General features: G+C 75.9%; 15 protein-coding genes. 5 read left to right on the top strand and 10 right to left on the bottom strand.

Annotated features, from left to right (window positions below; all coding sequences use genetic code 11):
* Positions 1–77: 77 nt before the first annotated feature.
* The 3 genes from ACUN9U_RS10755 to ACUN9U_RS10745 form a co-directional block, all read right to left on the bottom strand.
* Complete coding sequence (locus ACUN9U_RS10755; protein ID WP_445485055.1) at positions 78–1,484, bottom strand: MDR family MFS transporter; 1,407 nt, start codon at positions 1,482–1,484, stop codon at positions 78–80.
* A gap of 108 nt (positions 1,485–1,592) precedes the next feature.
* Positions 1,593–2,342 (bottom strand): response regulator, encoded by a 750-nt coding sequence (locus ACUN9U_RS10750; protein WP_445484964.1) that lies wholly within the window; start codon positions 2,340–2,342, stop codon positions 1,593–1,595.
* On the bottom strand, positions 2,339–4,081 hold the full coding sequence (locus ACUN9U_RS10745) for an ATP-binding protein (RefSeq protein ID WP_445484963.1): 1,743 nt from the start codon (positions 4,079–4,081) through the stop codon (positions 2,339–2,341). The genes ACUN9U_RS10750 and ACUN9U_RS10745 overlap by 4 nt, the downstream gene beginning before the upstream one ends.
* A gap of 163 nt (positions 4,082–4,244) precedes the next feature.
* On the opposite strand from ACUN9U_RS10745, the gene ACUN9U_RS10740 reads away from it, so the two are divergent.
* Positions 4,245–5,684 carry a cation:dicarboxylate symporter family transporter gene (locus tag ACUN9U_RS10740; protein WP_445484962.1) on the top strand — a complete coding sequence of 480 codons (1,440 nt, stop codon included), beginning with the start codon at positions 4,245–4,247 and terminating at the stop codon, positions 5,682–5,684.
* A gap of 330 nt (positions 5,685–6,014) precedes the next feature.
* Complete coding sequence (locus tag ACUN9U_RS10735) at positions 6,015–6,965, top strand: hypothetical protein (protein WP_445484961.1); 951 nt, start codon at positions 6,015–6,017, stop codon at positions 6,963–6,965.
* A 118-nt stretch (positions 6,966–7,083) separates the two neighbouring features.
* Here the strand turns inward: ACUN9U_RS10735 and ACUN9U_RS10730 are convergent, their stop codons facing one another.
* Together ACUN9U_RS10730 and ACUN9U_RS10725 are read right to left on the bottom strand one after the other, a co-directional pair.
* Entirely contained in the window at positions 7,084–7,740 is a 657-nt protein-coding gene (locus ACUN9U_RS10730; protein ID WP_445484960.1) for a PilZ domain-containing protein, read from the bottom strand.
* 116 nt (positions 7,741–7,856) lie between these two features.
* A complete protein-coding gene (locus tag ACUN9U_RS10725; RefSeq protein ID WP_445484959.1) occupies positions 7,857–9,266 on the bottom strand; it encodes a glycine--tRNA ligase in 1,410 nt (469 codons plus the stop codon).
* 192 nt (positions 9,267–9,458) lie between these two features.
* Here ACUN9U_RS10725 and ACUN9U_RS10720 point away from each other — a divergent pair, with 192 nt between their 5' ends.
* The gene (locus ACUN9U_RS10720; protein ID WP_445484958.1) at positions 9,459–11,372 is read left to right on the top strand and encodes a hypothetical protein; all 1,914 of its coding nucleotides are present in this window, start codon (positions 9,459–9,461) and stop codon (positions 11,370–11,372) included.
* Here the strand turns inward: ACUN9U_RS10720 and ACUN9U_RS10715 are convergent.
* Both ACUN9U_RS10715 and ACUN9U_RS10710 read right to left on the bottom strand, forming a co-directional pair.
* Positions 11,330–12,139 carry an alpha/beta fold hydrolase gene (locus ACUN9U_RS10715; RefSeq protein ID WP_445484957.1) on the bottom strand — a complete coding sequence of 270 codons (810 nt, stop codon included), beginning with the start codon at positions 12,137–12,139 and terminating at the stop codon, positions 11,330–11,332. The genes ACUN9U_RS10720 and ACUN9U_RS10715 overlap by 43 nt on opposite strands.
* Before the next feature lie 104 nt (positions 12,140–12,243).
* Positions 12,244–13,692: a helix-turn-helix domain-containing protein gene (locus tag ACUN9U_RS10710; protein ID WP_445484956.1), complete on the bottom strand. Its 1,449-nt coding sequence runs from the start codon at positions 13,690–13,692 to the stop codon at positions 12,244–12,246.
* A 128-nt stretch (positions 13,693–13,820) separates the two neighbouring features.
* Between ACUN9U_RS10710 and ACUN9U_RS10705 the strand changes: the two genes are divergently transcribed.
* Positions 13,821–15,671 carry a phosphoenolpyruvate carboxykinase (GTP) gene (locus ACUN9U_RS10705; RefSeq protein WP_445484955.1) on the top strand — a complete coding sequence of 617 codons (1,851 nt, stop codon included), beginning with the start codon at positions 13,821–13,823 and terminating at the stop codon, positions 15,669–15,671.
* 77 nt (positions 15,672–15,748) lie between these two features.
* Here ACUN9U_RS10705 and ACUN9U_RS10700 read toward each other — a convergent pair whose 3' ends face one another.
* Together ACUN9U_RS10700 and recO are read right to left on the bottom strand one after the other, a co-directional pair.
* On the bottom strand, positions 15,749–16,603 hold the full coding sequence (locus ACUN9U_RS10700; protein WP_445484954.1) for an isoprenyl transferase: 855 nt from the start codon (positions 16,601–16,603) through the stop codon (positions 15,749–15,751).
* 36 nt (positions 16,604–16,639) lie between these two features.
* Entirely contained in the window at positions 16,640–17,383 is a 744-nt protein-coding gene (gene recO / locus ACUN9U_RS10695; protein WP_445484953.1) for a DNA repair protein RecO, read from the bottom strand.
* Positions 17,384–17,428: 45 nt separating this feature from the next.
* Between recO and ACUN9U_RS10690 the strand changes: the two genes are divergently transcribed.
* On the top strand, positions 17,429–18,301 hold the full coding sequence (locus ACUN9U_RS10690; protein WP_445484952.1) for a tryptophan-rich sensory protein: 873 nt from the start codon (positions 17,429–17,431) through the stop codon (positions 18,299–18,301).
* Positions 18,302–18,337: 36 nt separating this feature from the next.
* Here the strand turns inward: ACUN9U_RS10690 and ACUN9U_RS10685 are convergent, their stop codons facing one another.
* Entirely contained in the window at positions 18,338–19,981 is a 1,644-nt protein-coding gene (locus tag ACUN9U_RS10685; RefSeq protein ID WP_445484951.1) for a diguanylate cyclase, read from the bottom strand.
* Positions 19,982–19,991 lie beyond the last annotated feature (10 nt).

Raw genomic sequence — 19,991 nt, 5'->3', positions numbered from 1 at the left:
CCGATCATCCCAGCGCCGGCGCGCGCGAGCACCCCGGGTGGGCGCCACCTCGCCCGTCTGCCACGCGCCGGTGCGGCTCAGGGCCCGACGGCGGAGGCGTCCGGCTCGGGCTGGTGCTGCGCCGGGGGCGCCGCGGGCGCCGGGCGGTCGCGCGGCATGAGGAGGACGGCCAGCAGGAGGACCACCGCGAGCCCGAGCGCCCCGAGGAAGACGAGGTGGACCGCGTCGGACAGCTCCCCCGGCCCGACCGACCCGCCGTCGGCGGAGCGGCCGCCCAGGGCGGCGTTGACGACGGCGCCGAACACGGCGATGCCCACGGCACTGCCGGCCGAGCGCGCGAAGACGTTCAGGCCGGTGACCACGCCGCGCTCGCCCCAGCTCACGGCGGCCTGGGCGGCGATGAGGGTGGGCGCCGCGGTCAGGCCCATGCCCAGCCCGATGACGAAGGAGGCGCCGGCCACCGCCAGCACGCCGGAGGAGGTGCCCAGGGGCAGCAGCAGCGCGCAGCCGCCGACCACGACGACGGCGCCGGTCACGGCGGTGGCGCGCATGCCCAGGCGCAGGTAGAGCCGCCCGGACTGGGAGGCGGACACCGGCCAGCCGAGGGTGAGCGCCGCCAGCGCGAAGCCGGCGACCAGGGGGCCGGTGCCCAGGGAGACCTGCACGAAGGTCGGCACGTAGGAGGTCAGGGCGAGCAGCACGGCGCCGATGCAGGCCGAGGCGGCGCTGGTGGTGACCAGCAGGCGGCGGCGCAGCAGGTGCAGCGGGACGACGGGGTCGGCCGCGCGCCGCTCGACCGCGACGAACACCGCCAGCAGCAGCACCCCCGCGGCGGGCACGCCGACGCCGAGCGGGGAGGCCCACGCCCAGGCCTGGCCGCCCTCCAGCACGCCGAGCACGAGCAGCGCCAGCGCCGCGGTGAGCAGCGAGGCGCCCAGCACGTCCACCCGCACCCGGCGCCGCTGGGCGCGCTCGTGGAAGCGCCAGCCGATGGCGGCGGCGGCCACCAGGCACAGCGGGACGTTGACGAAGAAGATCCAGCGCCAGCTCGTGTACTCCGAGAAGACCCCGCCGAGGGTGGGCCCGACCACCGAGGAGACGCCCCAGACGCTGGCGATGTAGCCCTGCACCTTCGCGCGCTCGGCGACGGAGTAGACGTCGCCGACGATCGTCATCGACATCGGCTGCACCGCCCCGGCGCCCAGGCCCTGCACGGCGCGGAAGACGACCAGGGAGCCCATGCTCCAGGCCGCGCCGCACAGGACCGACCCGAGCAGGAAGAGCCCGATGCCGACGAGCACCACCGGCTTGCGCCCGAAGACGTCAGCCAGCTTGCCGAAGACGGGCACGGTGACCGCCTGGGCGAGCAGGTAGGCGCTGAACAGCCACGGGAACTGGGAGAAGCCGCCGAGCTCGGCCACCACCGAGGGCACGGCGGTGGCGATCACGGTGGCGTCGATGGCGACCAGCGCCGTCGAGAGCATCACGCCCAGCAGCACCGGGCCGCGCTCGGACCGCAGCCCGACGCCCCCGCTCGTGGCAGTCACCCTCCCCAGGCTAGGTGCCGCGAGCAAGCACCACCCGGCGGCTGCTCAGCGGCGCCGGGCGGGGCGGTACTCCACCTCGGGGCGCCCGGTGCCGCCGTAGCGCTGGTGGCGCTCCAGCTCGCCCACCTCGGTGAGGTGCTCCAGGTAGCGGCGGGCGGTGACCCGGGAGGTGCCGCAGCCGGCGGCCACCTCCGAGGCCGACGACGGCGCCGCGGCCACCGCGCGCCGCACGGCGTCGAGCGTCTCGGCGACCAGCCCGGCGGGCAGCGCGCCGGAGGCCTCGCCCGGGGCGCGCAGCGCCGCGAGGGCCCTGTCGACGTCGTCCTGGCCCAGCGGTCCGCCGCCGTCGGCGGCCAGCTGCGCGCGGTAGTCGAGGTAGCGGACCAGCTTGTCCTCGAAGGAGCGGCGCGCGAAGGGCTTGAGCAGGTACTGCACCACGCCCAGGGAGACCGCCGAGCGCACGGCCGCCAGGTCGCGCGTGGAGGTCACGGCGATGACGTCGCCGGTCCAGCGGGCCCCGCGCAGCGAGCGCACGAGGTCCAGCCCGTGGCCGTCGGGCAGGTCCAGGTCGAGCAGCACGAGGTCGACGGGCGCGCCCGCCGCCGCCGCGGCCCTCAGCTGGGCCACCGCCTCGCGCACCGCGCCGGCGGTGCCGGCCAGCGCGAAGCCGGGCAGGGACTGCACGTACTGGGCGTGGGCGGCGCACACCAGCGGCTCGTCCTCCACGACCAGCACCCGGACGTCGCGGCCGGGGGCTGCCGGGCCGGGGCCCGCGCGCCCGGGTGGGGCGGTCACCGCAGCCCGGCCAGGGGCAGGCGCACCTCGAAGCGGGTGCCGGTGCGGCGGCGGACCGCCGCGCCGGCGCTCCCGCCCGGGCCGTCGGGGGAGCCGCCGGCCGGGCCGTCGTCGTCCCCGCGGGGCAGCACCTCCACGGTGCCGCCGCGCCGGCGCACCACCTGGTCGACCAGGGACAGCCCCAGGCCGCGCCCGGCCACCGAGGTGGAGACCTTGGTGGACCAGCCGCGGGTGAAGGCGGTGGCCACGAGCTCGGCCGGCAGGCCCGGACCGGTGTCGTCCACGCGCAGCAGCAGGTCCTCGCCGTCCGGGCGCAGCAGGACGTCGACCCGTCGCGGGCCGTCGGCCGGCTCCGGGCCGGCGCTGGCGTCCACGGCGTTGTCGAGCAGGTTGCCGAGCACCGTGACGAGGTCGCGCGCGGACCCCGGGGCGCCGGCCAGGTCGGCGGGCAGGTGGCTGGCCTCGTCCACGCGCACCTCCACCGCGCGCTCGGCGGCCTGCGCGGTCTTGCCCAGCAGCAGCGCGGCGACCACGGGCTCCTCCACGGCCTCCAGCACCCTGTCGGTGAGCCGCTGGGACAGCTCCAGCTGCTCCACCGCGTACTCGACGGCGCGCTCGGGGTGCCCGGTCTCGACCAGGACCACCACCGTGTGGAGGCGGTTGGCGGCCTCGTGGGCCTGCGAGCGCAGCGCCTCGGACAGGGCGCGGGTGGAGTCGAGCTCCCCGGTGAGCGCCTCGAGCTCGGTCCTGTCGCGCAGGGTCACCACGGCGCCGTGGCGGCGGCCCGTCCACTCGACCTGCGACTGGCTGACCACGAGCACCCGGTCGTCGGTGAGGTGGGTCTCGTCGGTGGCGGGGCGGCCCTCGACCAGCACGTCGCGCACCGAGGTGGCCACGGGCAGCTCGGCGACCGGCACGCCCACCGGGTCGTGGTCGAGCCCGAGCAGCCGGCGCGCCTCGTCGTTGGCCACGCCCACGCGCCCGTCGGGGTCCACCACGAGCAGCCCCTCGCGCACCGAGTGCAGCACCGCCTCGTGGGAGGAGCGCAGCCTCTCGATGTCGTCGCTGGCCATGCCGTGCGTCTGGCGGCGCAGGCGCCGCGAGACCAGGGCGCTGCCGGCCAGGGACACCCCCAGCAGCGCCGCGAGCAGCGCCACCGGCAGCGGGAGGCTGCGCAGGAACTCCTCGTTCAGCTGCGCCGTGGTCACGCCCACGGCCACGAGCCCCACGACCTCGCCGCCGCTCGCGCCGTCGCCGTCGCCGGAGCCGTCGCCGTCGCCGGAGAGCACCGGGACCACCGCGCGCACGGACGGGCCCAGGGTGCCGGTGTAGGTCTCGGTGAAGGGCCGCCCCTGCAGCGCCGGCTCGCGCGAGCCGAGGAAGGTCCCGCCGACCTGGGAGGGGTCGGGGTGGGTCCAGCGGGTGCCGTCCGGCGCCATGATCGTGATGAAGGACAGCCGCGTCTCGGCGCGCACGGCCTCGGCGAACGGCTGCAGCACCGCCGAGCGGGTCTGCACGGTGCCCGGCTGGGCGGCCACCTGCTGCACCGTGGGGCTCAGGGCGAGGGACTCCGCCACCCCCAGGACGCGCTGGGCGGCCGCCGCCTCGTCGCGCCGCACGTCCAGCACGGCGTCGACGACGGCGACGCCGAGCATCACCACGACCAGCAGCCCCACCTGCAGGACCAGCAGCTGCCGGGCGAGGGACGTCGAGCGGCCGAACGGCCCCGTCACGCGCACGCCGCCCAGCATGCAGGTCGGACGCGCCCGTGAACACAACGACCACAAGCGCGACACCCGGGCGGCACCGGCGCACCCTCTTCCACCAGGCGGGCTGTGACCCGCAGCACAGACACCCGGGGCGGAGCGGCCCCGATCACGACGACGTGGAGGTGCGCAGACCATGAGCTCTTCGGCAGCAGCGGTCGCCGGCGGCAAGGCGCCCGGCAAGCACAGGGACAGGTCCCACTGGCTGTACATCGCGGTCATCGTCGCGGTCGGCGCCGGCATCGCGCTCGGTCTGGCGGCCCCGGAGACCGCCAAGGAGATGAAGCCGATCGGCGACGCCTTCATCTCGCTGGTGAAGATGATGATCGGCCCGGTCATCTTCTGCACCATCGTGCTGGGCATCGGCTCCATCCGGAAGGCCGCGACCGTCGGCAAGGTCGGCGGCATCGCCCTCGGCTACTTCCTGGCGATGTCGACCTTCGCCCTGGTCATCGGCCTGGTCGTGGGCAACGTCATCCACCCCGGTGACGGCCTGACCATCTCCGCCTCCAGCGCCGAGGCGGCCCAGGCGGCCGCCGACAAGGCCGCCGCGGCCTCCGCCGAGCACCCCGGCGTCATCGGCTTCATCACCGGCCTCATCCCCACCACGCTGTTCTCCGCCCTCGTGCAGGAGCAGGTGCTGCAGGTCCTCGCGGTCGCGCTCGTCGTCGGGTTCGCCCTGCAGACCATGGGCGACGCCGGCAAGCCGCTGCTCGACCTCGTCGGCCACCTGCAGAAGCTCGTCTTCAAGGTCCTGGCCTGGGTGATGTGGCTGGCCCCGATCGGCGCCTTCGGCGCCATCGCCGCGGTGGTCGGAGCGACCGGCGTCGACGCCCTCAAGGCCCTCGCCGTCCTCATGGGCGCCTTCTACCTGACCTGCGCCGTCTTCGTCTTCGTCATCCTCGGGACGATCCTGCGGGTGGTCACCGGGCTGAACATCTTCAGCCTGCTGAAGTACCTGGGCCGCGAGTTCCTCCTCATCGTCTCCACCTCCTCCTCCGAGACCGCGCTGCCCCGCCTCATCGCCAAGATGGAGCACCTGGGCGTCTCCAAGCCGGTGGTCGGGATCGTCGTGCCGACCGGGTACTCCTTCAACCTCGACGGCACCGCGATCTACCTGACGATGGCCTCGATCTTCATCGCCGACGCCATGGGCACCCCGCTGTCGGTCCCGGCGCAGGTCGGCCTGCTGGCCTTCATGATCCTGGCCTCCAAGGGCGCCGCCGGCGTCACCGGCGCCGGTCTGGCCACCCTGGCCGGCGGCCTGTCGGCCCACGCCCCCGCGCTGGTCCCCGGCGTCGGCTTCATCGTGGGCATCGACAGGTTCATGTCCGAGGCCCGCGCGGTCACCAACTTCGCCGGCAACGCGGTGGCGACGGTGCTCGTGGGCACCTGGACCAAGCAGGTCGACCGCGACCGCGTCCGCTCGGTCCTCTCGGGCGAGCTGCCCTTCGACGAGGGCTCCCTGGCCGCGGACGGCGGCCACGGCGCCCCCACCGCCGGTCCGGACGCCCCCTTCGAGGCCGAGGTGCCGGCCCAGGCCGGTGAGCGCGAGCTGGTGACCAGCAAGCGCTGACGCACCACCCCTCCGACGCCCGGGCGCCGGTCTCCCCCGCGGAGGCCGGCGCCCGGTGCGTCCGCGCCCCGCTGCCCCTCCTGGGTGCAGGGTGGCCCTGGTCCCGTAGGAGTGGAGCAGGGCCACCCTGTGCTCACCCCGGAGTGGAGCAGATCCCCCCACTCAGCCTCGCCGGCCAGCTCTGGCGCGCCCCTGGCGACCGCGGCCTCCGTGAGGCGCGCTGAGACGGCTGCCGCTGGCCGCCCGCCCACAGGCTGGCCCGCCGAGCCGGCGTCCACAGGGCGGCGACGACGGCGCGACGACCGGCCACCTCGCGGCCAGGCTGCGCCCGTGCCACGCCGCGCCCCCGTCGACCAGACCGCACTCGCTGCCCTGCTGCGTCGCGGCGCCTCCGTGGCGACGCACGCAGAGCTGCGCCGTGTCGGCGTCCCCAGTTCGACCATCATGCGGCGCATCCAGCGCACGGGGCCGTGGCAGCGGGTGCTGCCCGGGGTGGTCGCCGGCCACCGCGGCGTGCTGACCACCTACGAGCGTCGCCTCGGAGCGCTCAAGTACGCGGGACCCGGCAGCGCTCTCACGGGTCTGGACGCCCTCGAGCTGCACGGGGTGCGCTTCCGGGTGGCCAGGAGCGACCGCGTTCATGTCCTGGTGCAGCACGCCAGCCAGAAGACCTCGCACGGCTTCGCGCTGGTCACGCGGAGTCGCCGCCCCGTCGGTGAGCTCGCCCGACAGGGCCTGCGGGTGGTTCCGGTCGCCCGTGCCGCCGTCGACGCCTGCCGCTGGCTCGGCGAGCGTGATGACGTCCGTGAACTGGTGGCCGCCGTCGTCCAGCAGCGCTTCTGCACCGTCGCTCAGGTCGCTGAGGAGGTGCAGCTCGCGCAGCGCCAGCGCACCGCGCTGTCACGCGAGGTCCTCGCCGAAGTGGCCGCGGGCATCCGGTCGGTGGCGGAGGCGCGGCTGCGGGAGGGCTTCGACAGGTACGGGGTCCCGCAGCCCCGGTGGAACGTGGAGGTGCGCGACGAACTCGGGACGCTGGTCGTGGTCCTGGACGCCTACTGGGAGGACCTCGATGCCGAACTCGAGATCAACTCCACGGCCTGGCACCTCAGCCCGGGGCGCTTCCGGAAGACCACGCAGCGGCAGAGGGTGGTCGTGCTGTCGGGGCGGAGCACCATCTCGGTGCTCCCGAGCGAGATCGACGACGACCTCGAGGGCATCTGCCGGGAGGTGCTGCAGTTCCTGCGCATGTGCGCCGCCAAGCAGGGACGCACCGCGTCCTGAGGCGACCTGCCCATGGCAACGACGGACTGGGGGGCTGTGGCCTGATCCACCGGTGGTGCAGGGTGGCCCCGCTCCACTCCCACGAGACCGGGGCCACCCTGCGCCCGCAGGGGGGCGGTCAGGTCGCGGACGCGCCGGCCTGCTCACGCTCGCTGGAGATCTTCCCCAGCACGGCGCGCTCGATGCGGGTGGCGTCGGCGTCCGAGAGGTCGACGAAGGTCAGGGCCACCTCCGAGCGCTCGGCGTCGACGCGCACCACGCGGGCGGCGGCCGTGACGGTCTCCTCGGCGCCGACCTCGACCACCAGCTCGAGGGTGTCGTCGGCGGAGGCGCCGAGGTTGGCCAGGGCGGCGTCGGTGGCCAGCACCACGCGGGCGCCGGTGCGGGATAGGTCGATGGTGCGGGCGGCGGCGGCCACCCTGCCGCGCAGCTGGGCGCGGCGGGCGATGTCCGCGCGCGGCTCGGCGCGCTGCTGCTCGGTCGCCAGGGCCAGCACGCCGGTCAGCAGCAGCTCCCCGCCCACGGCGGTGCCCTCGGCGACCGCCTCCAGCACCACGGCGGCACCGCCGGCGCTGTGCAGGTGGGCCCACACCGGCTGGTCAGCCAGCGCCGCGGCCGACGCGGGGTCGTCGAGGGTGACGACGGCGGTGGCGACGAGCCCGGCGGGGCTGGTGCTCCAGTCGGACAGCGTCCCGCGCTGCTCGGGCCCCCCCGTGATCGGCAGGAGGCGCACGGGACCGCCGACCGGCGGCACCTGGGAGGGGGTCAGCAACACGCCGGTCAGCCTAGGGGCGGCGGCGTGTCGCGGTCAGCGTTTCCGCAGGAGCCGTCACGGGCGCGCGCCCGTGACGGCTCCCCTGACGGCTCCCGCGACGGCTCGAGCGGCGCCGGTCAGCAGCCGACGAGGCGGCTCGCCAGGTAGCCCTGCACCTGGTCCAGGGACACCCGCTCCTGCGTCATCGTGTCGCGCGAGCGCACGGTGACGGCCTGGTCCTCGAGCGTGTCGAAGTCGACGGTGAGGCAGAACGGCGTGCCGATCTCGTCCTGGCGGCGGTAGCGGCGGCCGATGGCGCCGGCGTCGTCGAAGTCGACGTTCCAGGCCGTGCGCAGCTGGGCCGCGAGGTCGCGGGCCTTGGGCGAGAGGGCCTCCGAGCGCGACAGCGGCAGCACCGCGGCCTTGACCGGCGCGAGCCGGTGGTCCAGGCGCAGCACGGTGCGCTTGTCGACGCCGCCCTTGGCGTTGGGCGCCTCGTCCTCGGCGTAAGCCTCCACGAGGAACGCCATCAGCGAGCGGGTCAAGCCCGCGGCGGGCTCGATGACGTAGGGCACCCAGCGCTCGCCCTTGCCCTGGTCGAAGTAGCTCAGGTCCGTCCCGGAGTGCTCCGAGTGGGTCTTGAGGTCGAAGTCGGTGCGGTTGGCGATGCCCTCGAGCTCGCCCCACTCGCTGCCGGTGAATCCGAAGCGGTACTCGATGTCGACGGTGCGCGTCGAGTAGTGGCTCAGCTTCTCCTTCGGGTGCTCGTAGTGGCGCAGGTTCTCCCGCGCGATGCCCAGGTCGACGTACCAGTCGGTGCGGTTGTCGATCCAGTACTGGTGCCAGGTCTCGTCGGTGCCGGGCTCGACGAAGAACTCCATCTCCATCTGCTCGAACTCGCGGGTGCGGAAGATGAAGTTGCCCGGCGTGATCTCGTTGCGGAAGGACTTGCCGATCTGGCCGATGCCGAACGGCGGCTTCTTGCGCGCCGAGCCCATGACGTTGGCGAAGTTCACGAAGATGCCCTGGGCGGTCTCCGGGCGCAGGTAGTGCAGCCCGGACTCGTCCTCGACCGGGCCGAGGTGCGTCTTCAGCATCATGTTGAAGTCACGAGGCTCGGTCCAGCGGCCGCGGGTGCCGCAGTTCGGGCAGGTGATCTCCTCGAGGCCGCCGTTGGCGCCCTGCGGCGCGCGGCCCTTCTTCTCCTCGAACTCCTCGGCGAGGTGGTCGGCCCGGTAGCGCTTGTGGCACTGCTGGCACTCGGTGAGGGGGTCGGTGAAGACGCCGACGTGGCCGGAGGCCACCCAGGTCTGGCGCGGCAGGATGACGGAGGAGTCCAGGCCGACGACGTCGTCGCGGCTGGTGACCACCGAGCGCCACCACTGGCGCTTGATGTTCTCCTTCAGCTCCACGCCCAGGGGCCCGTAGTCCCACGCCGACCGCGTGCCTCCGTAGATCTCCCCGGAGGGGAAGACGAAGCCGCGCCGCTTGGCGAGGCTGACGACGTCGTCGAGGCTGGACTTCTTCTTGCTGGTGGGAGCGCTCACGGCGGGGACCCTCTCCGGCTGGCGTGTCGGTGGACCCCCGATCGTAGGCCGCCCGCCTCCGTCCCCCCGCGGCTCCCGCAGCCCCCGCGGCTCCCGGGAGCGCGTCCCGGCCGACCAGGTGCTGGCCCCCTGGTGCCCGTGGTCGCCCTCCCGCGAGGTTGTGGGCGCCGCGCCGCCGCCCGAGGAGCCCGCATGAGCCAGCCTGCGCCACCGCTCCCCCACCCCCTGACCAGCCAGCCCGCAGACCCCCTGGTGGGCCGCCTCACGGGCCAGCTCACGGGCCAGCTCACGGGCCGCCTGACGAGCCGCCTGACGGGCAGGCTTGCCGGACTGGGCTTCTGGGTGCGCCGCTACCTGCCCAGCGAGCTGGCGGGGACGGCCCTGCTGCTCCTGGCCGGCACCGGCGTCCTCGCGGCGACCGGGTCGCCGCTGCGCGCGGCGCTGGCCGCGACCCTGGCCGAGAACGTCGGCTTCTACAGCGTCGCGGTGGGCCAGGTGGTGCGCGAGCAGCGCCGCGCCGGCACCCGCGGCCGGTCGCTGGTGCTCCGGTCGCTGCGGCTGGCGGCCGCCGAGTACGGGCCCGCCGAGGCCGCCGACGCCCTCGTGAGACCGTCGCTGATCTGGCTGGCCGCGGCCCTCGTGCCCCAGCCCGTGGCCGCGCTGCTCCTGGGCAAGGTCGTCGCCGACGTCACCTTCTACGGCACCGCCGCGCTGGGGCACCGGGCCACCGAGGTGCTCGGGTGGCGCTCCCGGAGGCCGCAGCCCGACCCACCGGCGCCCGCGGCCACCGCGCAGGCCACCGCGCAGGCCACCGCGCAGGCCACCGCTGCGGTGGTGGCACCCGCCCGGCCGGCGCAGCCCTCGCAGCCCGCAGAGGACGACGGCGCTGGCGACGGCGGCCTGCGCGAGGCGCGCCGTCGCGAGCTGGCGGCCCGCTGGGGTGCGGACGGCCTCCAGGAGCTGGCGGCCCGCCACGGCAGCCCGCTGCTCGTCCTCGACCCGGCCGCGGCTGTGGCCGGCTACCGCGAGCTCGCCGCCCAGCTGCCGGGCGTGCGCCTCCACTACGCCGTCAAGGCCCTCGACCACCCGCGGGTGCTGGCCGCCCTCGCCGGCGCCGGCGCCTGGTTCGACGTCGCGAGCACCACGGAGACCGACCTGCTGGCCGACCTCGGGGTCGCGGGCGCCCGGATGGTGTGGACCAACCCGGTCGCCACGCCCGCCGAGCGGGCCGCCGCAGCCGCGTGGGGGGTGCAGCTGTTCGTCGTCGACAACGAGACCGAGCTGCTCAAGCTGCGGGAGCTGCCGGCGGGGTGCCGGGCGCTGGTCCGCCTGGCGCACAGCGACGCCCGTGCGGCCGTCGACCTGTCCGGCAAGTTCGGCGCCGACCGGGCGACGGCGGTGCACCTGGCGGCCCTGGCCGTCGAGCACGGCGTGCCGCTGGCCGGCTTCAGCTACCACGTGGGCAGCCAGATGGACGCCGTCGAGCCGTTCCTCGCCGCGCTGGCCTCAGCCCTGTCCCTGGTCGAGGAGGTCGAGGCCCGGCACGGCGTCCGGCTCGACGTCCTGGACATCGGCGGGGGCTTCCCGGCCTCCTACGCCTCTCGGGCCACCCCCCTCGCGGCGATCACCGCCGCGCTGCGGCCGGCCCTCGCCCCGCTCGCCGGGAGGATGACGGTGATCGCCGAGCCGGGGCGCGCCGTCGCCGCCGAGGCCGGGCTGGCGCTCACGCGGGTGGTCAGCACCGCCGAGCGCGCCGACGGCGCGTGGGCCTACCTCGACGACGGCCTCTACGGCAGCTGGTCGAACGTGCTCACCGAGCACGTGCAGCCCCTGCTGCTGGCGGCGTCGGAGCTGGGAGGGGCCCCGCTGACAGGGACCGTGACCCTCGCCGGGCCCACGTGCTGCGGCCTGGACGTCATCGCCCGCGCCTGGCCGATGCCGCGGCTGCGGGTCGGTGACGTCGTCGTGAGCCCCACCATGGGCGCCTACACCGCGGTGACGGCGAGCTGCTTCAACGGCCGGCCGCTCGCGCGGGTGGTGGTCCTGGAGGGCGCGGCAGCCGGTCAGCGGCCGAGCACGAAGTCGATGGCGGTCTCGCGGAACTGACGGGAGACGGGGGCGTTGAAGTGGTGGCGCCCGGGGATCTCGTAGAAGCGGCCGCCCGGTGTGGCCTCGGCCAGGCGCCGGGAGCCCTCGATGATGCCGTCCTCGCTGCCGGTGCAGAACAGCACCGGCACGTGCGGCGGGTCGTGCGGGTCGGGGTCGTCGTCGGGGCCGCCGCGGCGCAGGCCCTCGACCAGCGCCACGAGCGCCGTGACGTCGTTGCCCGGCACCGCGCTGGCCATGGTGAGGTAGCCGGCGGTCACGCGGTCCGAGGGCGCCTGCCCGGTGGCCAGGGACTGCCGCGCCTCCTCCGTGCGGAAGCGCGTCAGCGGCGCACCGTCGGGGATGCCGCCGAGGACGGCGCGGGTGATGCGCTCGGGCATGTCGATCGCCGCGCGCCACCCCACGCGCGCGCCCAGGGAGTACCCGACGTAGGCGACCTCGGACACGCCGTAGGTGTCCAGGACCACGCGCAGGTCCTCGACCAGGTGGTCCAGGGAGTAGGCGTCGCGGGTGTGCGGCTTCTCCGAGGCGCCGTGCCCGCGCTGGTCCACCCCCAGCACGCGCACGCCGGCGCGCTGCAGGTCGCGGGCCCAGCCGGTGCGCACGTAGTTCGCCGTGAAGCTCGAGGCGAAGCCGTGCACGGCGAGCACGACGGGCGCGTCGGCGGGGCCGTCGGAGGCGCCCAGGTCGTAGGTGGCGATGCGGCGCCGGTCCTCGGTCATCACCATGAGCGGTGCTGGCTGGTCCGGCAGGGCGTCGGTCGGCATCGGATGACCTTCCCAGGTGTGGGTCGTGGGCGGGGCTCGGGTGACCGCTCGGGCGGTGGCCGGTCGGGCGGTGGCCGGTCGGGCGGTAGCGGCTGGGGCGGCGCTCAGGAGGAGTGGCGCTCCAGGAAGGCGTAGACCTCGGCGTCGTCGACGCCGGGGAAGGAGCCCGAGGGCAGCGGCGCCAGCACGTGGGCGTGCATGGTGGCCGAGGGCCAGCTGCGCCCGGCCCAGCGCTGCGCCAGCTCGGCCGGCGGGCGGCGGCAGCAGGCCTCCTCGGGGCAGGTGGAGCGGGCGCGCACGGGGGTGTCGCGGCCGCGGAACCACTTGGCGTGCACGTAGGGCACGCCCACGGTGATGGAGAAGCGCCGGCCCGAGGCGTCCCGCCCGGTCTGGGCGCTGCACCAGAAGGTGCCGGCGGGGGTGTCGGTGTACTGGTGGAACTCCGTGGTGCGGTCGCGCTGGCCGAACACCGCGCGGGCGGCCCAGCGCCGGCAGACGTACTGGCCCTCCACGGCGCCCGCGGCGTCGGCGGGGAAGCCCACGCCGTCGTCCTCGTAGCCCTTGGTCAGCGAGCCGTCCTCGGTGACGCGCAGGAAGTGCAGCGGGATGCCCAGGTCGTGCATGCCCAGGTTGGTCAGGCGCCAGGCGGCGGTCTCGTGGGTGATGCCGAAGGCGTCGCGCAGGTCCTCCACCGCCAGGTCCTTGGCGGCCTTGGCCGCCGACAGCAGCTCCAGCGCCGGGGTGCGGGGCACGAGGCAGGCCGAGGCGTAGTAGTTGATCTGCATCCGCTGGCGCAGGAAGTCGGCGTAGTCGGCCGGGGCGGAGTGCCTGAGCAGCTGGTGGGCCATGGCCTGCAGGGCCAGCGAGCGCAGCCCGTGCCCCCCGGGGATGGAGACCGGTGGCAGGTAGATGCGCCCGTTCTCCAGGTCGGTGACCGTGCGGGTGGAGTGCGGCAGGTCGTCGACGTGGATGATCGTCAGGCCGAGGTCGGCGGCCATGCGGGCGACGGTGCGGTGGGTCAGCGGGCCGCCGGTGTGCCGGGCGGCGCGCAGCTGGCGCTCGGCCAGCTCCTCGATCTCGGGCAGGTGGTTGTGCACCGCCCGCATGGTCTGCCGCAGCTCGGTGTTGGCGCGCCGCGCCTCCTCCGGCGTCGCCGAGGCCGTCTCGTCGCGGCGGCGCAGCTCGGAGTGCAGCCCCACCAGGGCCTCCAGCGCCTCGGTGGGCACGGCCTTGGAGGGGCGCACGGCCGGCAGGCCGAGGCGGGCGTAGGCGGGGCTGGACTGCGCCCGCTCCAGGGCGATCTCCAGGGCGGCGCGGCGGGTGGGCGGCTCGGGGTCGAGCAGCGAGCCGGCCGGCACGCCCAGCGCCTCCGCGAGCGCGGACAGCAGCCCCAGCCGGGGCTCGCGGTGGCCGTTCTCCACCAGGGAGAGCTGGCTGGCCGAGACCCCGGTGCTGGCGGCCAGCTGGTCCAGCGTCAGGCCGCGCTGGGTGCGCAGGTGGCGGACCCGCCGTCCCAGGGTCAGCGGGTCGGCGGCGGCGCCGGGGCTGGACATGGCTTGACCGTAGCGCAAGAAATGCACTTCTTGATGAGTAAACCCCCTTCAAACGGTTGCGGCGGCGGGGAACTGTGGAGGCAGACGCCAGCAGGGCCCCGGCCCGCTCCCCCACCAGGAGGCACGCCATGACGCTGATCGACGACGTCCCCACCACCACCGGCTCGCAGGTCCCCGACGTCCACGCCTGGGTGGCGCGCATCGCCGACCTGACCCAGCCGGCGCGCGTCGTGTGGTGCGACGGGTCCGGCGCAGAGCGCCATCGCCTCATCGCGATGGGGGTGCGCAAGGGCACGCTGCAGCCGCTGCCCGAGCCGCACTACGGCAGCTACCTCGTGCGCTCCACCCCCGACGACGTCGCCCGCGTCGAGGACCGCACCGTCATCGCCACCACTGACCCCGAGGACGCCGGCCCGACCAACAACTGGCGCGACCCGGTGGACCTGGAGGCCGAGCTCATGGGCCTGTTCGAGGGCAGCATGCGCGGCCGCACGATGTGGGTGGTGCCGTTCTCGATGGGCCCGGTCGGCGGTCCGCTCTCCCAGCTGGGCGTGCAGGTCACCGACTCCCTGTACGCGGTGCTGTCGATGGGCACCATGACCCGCGTCGGCACGGCCGCCCGCGAGCTCGTCGAGGCCGGGGCGCCGTGGGTGCCCGCGGTGCACTCGGTGGGCCACCCCCTGGCCGACGAGTTCGGCCAGCAGGTGCGCGAGGACGTGCCGTGGCCGTCGAACCCCACCAAGCTCATCGCCCACTTCCCCGAGAGCCGGCAGATCTGGAGCTACGGCTCCGGCTACGGCGGCAACGCCCTGCTGGGCAAGAAGTGCTTCGCCCTGCGGATCGCCTCGGCGATGGGCCGGGAGGAGGGCTGGCTGGCCGAGCACATGCTCCTCGTGCGCGTCACCACGCCCGAGGGCAGGCGCTACCACGTCGCCGGGGCCTTCCCCTCGGCGTGCGGCAAGACCAACTTCGCGATGATGACGCCGAGCCTGCCCGGCTGGAAGGTCGAGACCCTCGGGGACGACATCGTGTGGATGCGCCGCGACGAGCAGGGCCGCCTGCGCGCCATCAACCCCGAGGCCGGGTTCTTCGGCGTCGCGCCGGGCACCTCCGAGGCCACCAACCCCGCCGCCCACCAGATGCTGTGGGGCGGGACGATCTTCACCAACTGCGCGCAGACCGCCGACGGCGACGTGTGGTGGGAGGGCCTGACCCCCACCCCGCCCCAGGGCCTGCTCGACTGGACCGGGCAGCCGTGGTCGCCGGAGTCCGGCAGGCCCGCCGCCCACCCCAACGCCAGGTTCACCGTGGCCGCGCAGCAGTGCCCGACGCTGGCCGACGACTGGGACGACCCGCAGGGCGTCGTGGTGGACGCGGTCCTCTTCGGGGGCCGCCGGGCCACGACGGTCCCGCTGGTGGCGCAGGCCCGCGACTGGGCGCACGGCGTCTTCCTCGGGGCCACGATGGCCTCGGAGAAGACCGCCGCCGCCGAGGGCGTGGTCGGCGAGGTGCGCCGCGACCCCTTCGCGATGCTGCCCTTCACCGGCTACAACGCCGCGGACCACTGGAGCCACTGGCTGGAGCAGGGCGAGCTGCTCGGTGACCGGGCCCCGGCCCTGTTCTCGGTCAACTGGTTCCGCAAGGGCGCCGACGGCGGCTTCCTGTGGCCGGGCTTCGGGGAGAACAGCCGCGTGCTGGAGTGGGTGGTGGGCCGCCTCGAGGGGCGCCTGGAGGCCGTCGACACCCCGGCCGGCCTGGTACCGAGGGCGGAGGACCTCGACACCGACGGGCTCGACCTGCCCGACGACGTCGTGCGCGAGCTGCTCACCGCCGACCCCGAGGACTACGCCCGGGAGGCTGACGGCGTCGAGGAGCTGTTCGCCCTCTTCGGCGACCGCCTGCCGCAGCCGATGGTCGAGCAGCTGGCCGAGCTGCGGCAGCGCACCCGCACCGCGGGTGCCGCCCGGGGGACCGCGTGAACCGCTGGTCCCTGCGAGGGGGTCGCCGGCCCGGCTCCGCGCCGGCCGGCGGCTCCCCCGCCCCCGCGGCTGGGGCCTCAGCCGGCCTGACCGCCAGCCGGGCCCGCACCCGCGGGCTCGGCGTCGGCGGGCCGGTCCAGGGCCCCGCCGTAGCGGCGGTCGCGGCGGGCGTAGTCCTCCACGGCGCGCCACAGCACCCGGCGGTCCACGTCCGGCCAGGGCGTGTCGACGAACATGAGCTCGGCGTAGGCGGACTGCCAGAGCATGAAGTTGGAGGTCCGCTGCTCCCCGCTGGTGCGCAGGAACAGGTCGACGTCCGGTAGGTCCGGCTCGTCCAGGTGGCGGGCCAGGGCGCGCTCGTCGACCTTCTCGGGGTCGAGCCGCCCGGCCGCCACCTCGCGGGCCAGCGCCCTGGCGGCGTCGGCGATCTCCGCCCGGCCCCCGTAGTTGACGCACATCGTCAGGGTGCAGGTGGAGTTGCCGGCGGTGAGCCGCTCGGCCTCCTCCAGCTCCTTGATGACGCTGCGCCACAGCCGCGGGCGGCGCCCGGCCCACCGGACCCGCACGCCCCACTCGTGCATGGTGTCGCGGCGCCGCCGGATGACGTCGCGGTTGAACCCCATGAGGAAGCGCACCTCGTCCGGGGAGCGCTTCCAGTTCTCGGTGGAGAAGGCGTACGCCGACACGTGGGTGACGCCGATCTCGATGGCCCCGGCGACCACGTCCAGCAGGGACGCCTCGCCCATCTTGTGGCCCTCCACGCGCGGCAGGCCGCGGGCGTTGGCCCACCGCCCGTTGCCGTCCATGACGATGGCCACGTGCCGCGGCACCAGCTCCGCCGGGACGGCGGGGGGCCGGGCCCCGGAGGGGTGCGGGGGCGGCGCAACGACGGGCGCGGTGCGCCGCGGCGCGGCCGGCTGCCGGCCCCTCACCGCCCGGCCGTCCGGTGGGTGCTGGGGGTCACGCGCTCACGCCCTCTCGACCAGGGGCAGCGACCGCACCGCCCGCTCCAGGTGCCACTGCAGGTAGGCGGCCACCAGCCCGCTGCCCTCGCGGCGCTGGCGCGCCTCGGAGGCGTCGGCGCGGTCCCAGTCCCCCGAGAGGAGCTGCTGCAGGAGCGCCAGGGTCCGCACGTCCGGCGCCGCGGCCCCCGGCGGGCGGCACTCGCGGCACACCACGCCCCCCGAGGCGACGGCGAAGGCCGGGTGGTCGACGGTGGCCGCGCTGGGGTCCCCGCACACCGCGCACGCGGCCAGGCTGGCGCCCCACCCGGCCACCGCCATCGCCCGCAGCAGGTAGGCGTCCAGCACGAGGGAGGCCTCGTGCTGCCCGCCGGCCAGGGTGCGCAGCGCCCCGACCACCAGCAGGAACTGCTGGGTGGCGGGCTCGCGCTCCTCGCTGGTCATCCGCTCGGCGGTCTCGGCGATCGCGGCGGCGGCCGTCCAGCGGGCGTAGTCGTCCGCGAGGAAGCGGCCGTAGGGCGCCAGCGTCTCCACCTGGGTGACGACGTCGAGGGAGCGGCCGACGTGCAGCTGGACGTCGAGCAGCATGTAGGGCTCGAGCCGAGCCCCGAACCGGCTGGAGGTGCGGCGCACGCCCTTGCCGACCGCGCGGACCCGCCCGTGGTGGCGCGTCAGCAGGGTGACGATGCGGTCGGCCTCGCCGAGCTTGTGGGTGCGCAGGACGACGGCCTCGTCCCGGTAGGTGCGCACGGTCCCATCGTGCCCCACGCCGCCGACAGCCCTACCGTGATCAGCATGTCCACCCACGCCGGTGCGCAGGGCGCGAGCCGCTCGGCGCGCTCCTCCGACACCGCCCGGGCCACCGCGGTGGCCGTCAGCGCCGTCGTCGCCCTCGTCGGCGGCTTCCTCGGCTCCGGCGCCGTGGTCGGCACCCCCATCGACCAGGCCGCCGGCGGGGCCCTGTCGGCCAGCGCCACGCTCGTGGCCCCGGCCGGCCCGGCCTTCGGCATCTGGTCGGTCATCTACGCCGGGCTGCTGGCCCTGGCGGTCTTCCAGCTGCTGCCCTCCCAGCGCCACGACGCGCGCCAGCGCGCCACGGGGTGGTGGGTGGTGGCCTCCCTGCTGCTGAACGCCGCCTGGATCCTCGTCGCCCAGGCCGGCTCGGTGACCGGGGCGCTGGTCGTCATCACCGCGCTGCTCGCCGTGCTCGTCGTCGCCTTCGCGCGGCTGCGCACCACCACCGCCACCGCCGCCGCCGGGCGCGGCCCGGGGCGCCCGGCCTCCGGGCTGCAGCTGCTGCTGCTCGACGGCACCCTCGGGCTCTACCTCGGCTGGGTCAGCATCGCCACCGTCGCCAACGCCGCGGCCGCGCTCGTCGCCGTGGGCGGGCTGCCCGTCACGGGCGCCCTGGCCACGGCGCTCGCCGTCGTCGTCCTCGTGGTGGCCGCCGGGATCGGCTGGCTGCTCGCCGTCGGCGGCCGGGGGCGCCTCGCGCCGGCGCTGTCACTGGCCTGGGGGCTGGCCTGGATCGCCGTCGGCCGCTGGTCCGGCCAGCCCGAGGCGCCGGTGGTCTCGGTGGTGGCCGTCGTGGCGGCGGTGGCGGTGCTGGCCGCCCCGCTGGTGGTCCGCGCCCGCGGCGCGGCCCCCCGCCGCCTCACCACCGCCTGAGCAGCAGCCGGCGGGGCGCGCGGCCCGAGGCGGTGGTCAGGGGGCGCTGACGACGGCGCGCCCGCGCCCGGAGCGCTTGGCGCCGAGCATGGCCGCGTCGGCCGCCGCCAGCACGGAGGCGGCCGGCTGCGGGCGGGTGACGCCGACGGACACGGTGATGGCGAGCCCGGGAGCGACCGCGTCCCACGGGTGGGCGCCCACCGCCTCCACGACGCGGCGTCCCACCGCGGCCAGGTCGCCGCCGCGCCGGCCGAGGACCACGAACTCGTCACCGCCGTAGCGGGCCACGAGGTCGCTGGCGCCGGCGCCCGGGGGCTGGGAGCGGGTGACCTCCACGAGGAGCGCCGCCACCCGCCGCAGCACCTCGTCGCCCACCTCGTGGGAGAAGCCGTCGTTGACGGCCTTGAACCTGTCGACGTCCACGAAGCAGGCGCTCACGCCGGTGCCCTCGCGGGCCGCCTCGGCCAGCGCGTCGTCCAGGCCGCGGCGGTTGGCCACCCCGGTCAGCGGGTCGGTGCGCACCGCCCGCGCGGCCGCGTCGTGCGCCCGCGCGACGCGGTGCGCCTGGCGGGTGGCCTCGACCTCGGAGACCAGGGAGCGGCTGCTCGCAGCGGTGCGGGCGAGCAGCGTGCGCGCGAGGTCGCGCCACCGGTCGGGCCGCTCGCCCGGGCGTCGGGCGGGGTCGGCGCCCTCGTCGGCGTCGCGCACCCGGGCGTCCAGCTCGGCGCGGGCAGCGAGGGCGGTGAAGGCCCACACGCCCGGCTCGGTCCGGTGGGTCTGCACCAGGGCGTCGTCGAGGTGGTCGCCGGCGCGCTGGAGGTCACCACCGCGCTCCGCCTCCTGCGCGAGGTGAAGGCGCGCCATCACCGCCTCCACCCGGCCGGTGAGGACCCCGGTGGTCGCGGCGTCCTCCAGCCGCACGCCGCGGGCGACCGCGACGGCGGTGACGGGGTCGCCCAGGCGCTGCCAGGCCAGGGCCTCGGCGGCGGCCGAGCGCAGCACGTGGAGCGGGTCGCCCGCGGCGAGACCGCTGCGCCGCCAGCGCAGCGCGAGCGCCAGCACGCGCTGCCAGTGCCGGTCCGCCCGCGCGCCGTCGCCCGACAGGTCGGCCGAGGCGGCGCGCTCGGCCACGAGGAGCACCAGCTCGGGGAGCACGTTCAGCTCGTGCACGCCGGGGGTGGCGGGCACCTCGGCCAGCACCGCGCGCAGCAGGGCCTCGCCCTCGGGGTGGGCACCGGCGGCCTGCAGCGCCAGGCCGGCGGCCATGGTGGCCGAGAGCCGGTTGAGGTGGCGCGAGGGGGTCCGGTCGAGCAGGTCGAGCGCCTCGGCGAGGTGCTCGACGGCGCGGGCGTGGCGCCCGGCGGTGAAGGCGACGCGCGCTGACAGGGCCAGCGCCTTGGCCCGCCACAGCGGGTCCTGGGCCGAGGGCACGCCCAGGAGGTCCTCGAGCAGGTCGGCGGCGCGCTCCAGCTCAGCGACCTCGACCCAGGCCATGGCGCCGACGTAGCGCACGTACCGCGCCGACGCGGTGTCCCCCAGCGCCTCCAGCCAGGGCAGCACCTCCTGGCACCGCGCCGCGCAGCCGCTGTAGTCGCAGGCGTCGAACTGGTCGGCGACCTCGTCGACGAGGTCGTGGAAGACGCCGGGCAGCCCGTGGGCCACCAGCGCGCCTGCTGCCACGTCGACCTCC

It is taken from the genome of Quadrisphaera sp. KR29, from assembly GCF_052644995.1.
This window is presented reverse-complemented; position numbering and strand designations above follow the sequence as displayed.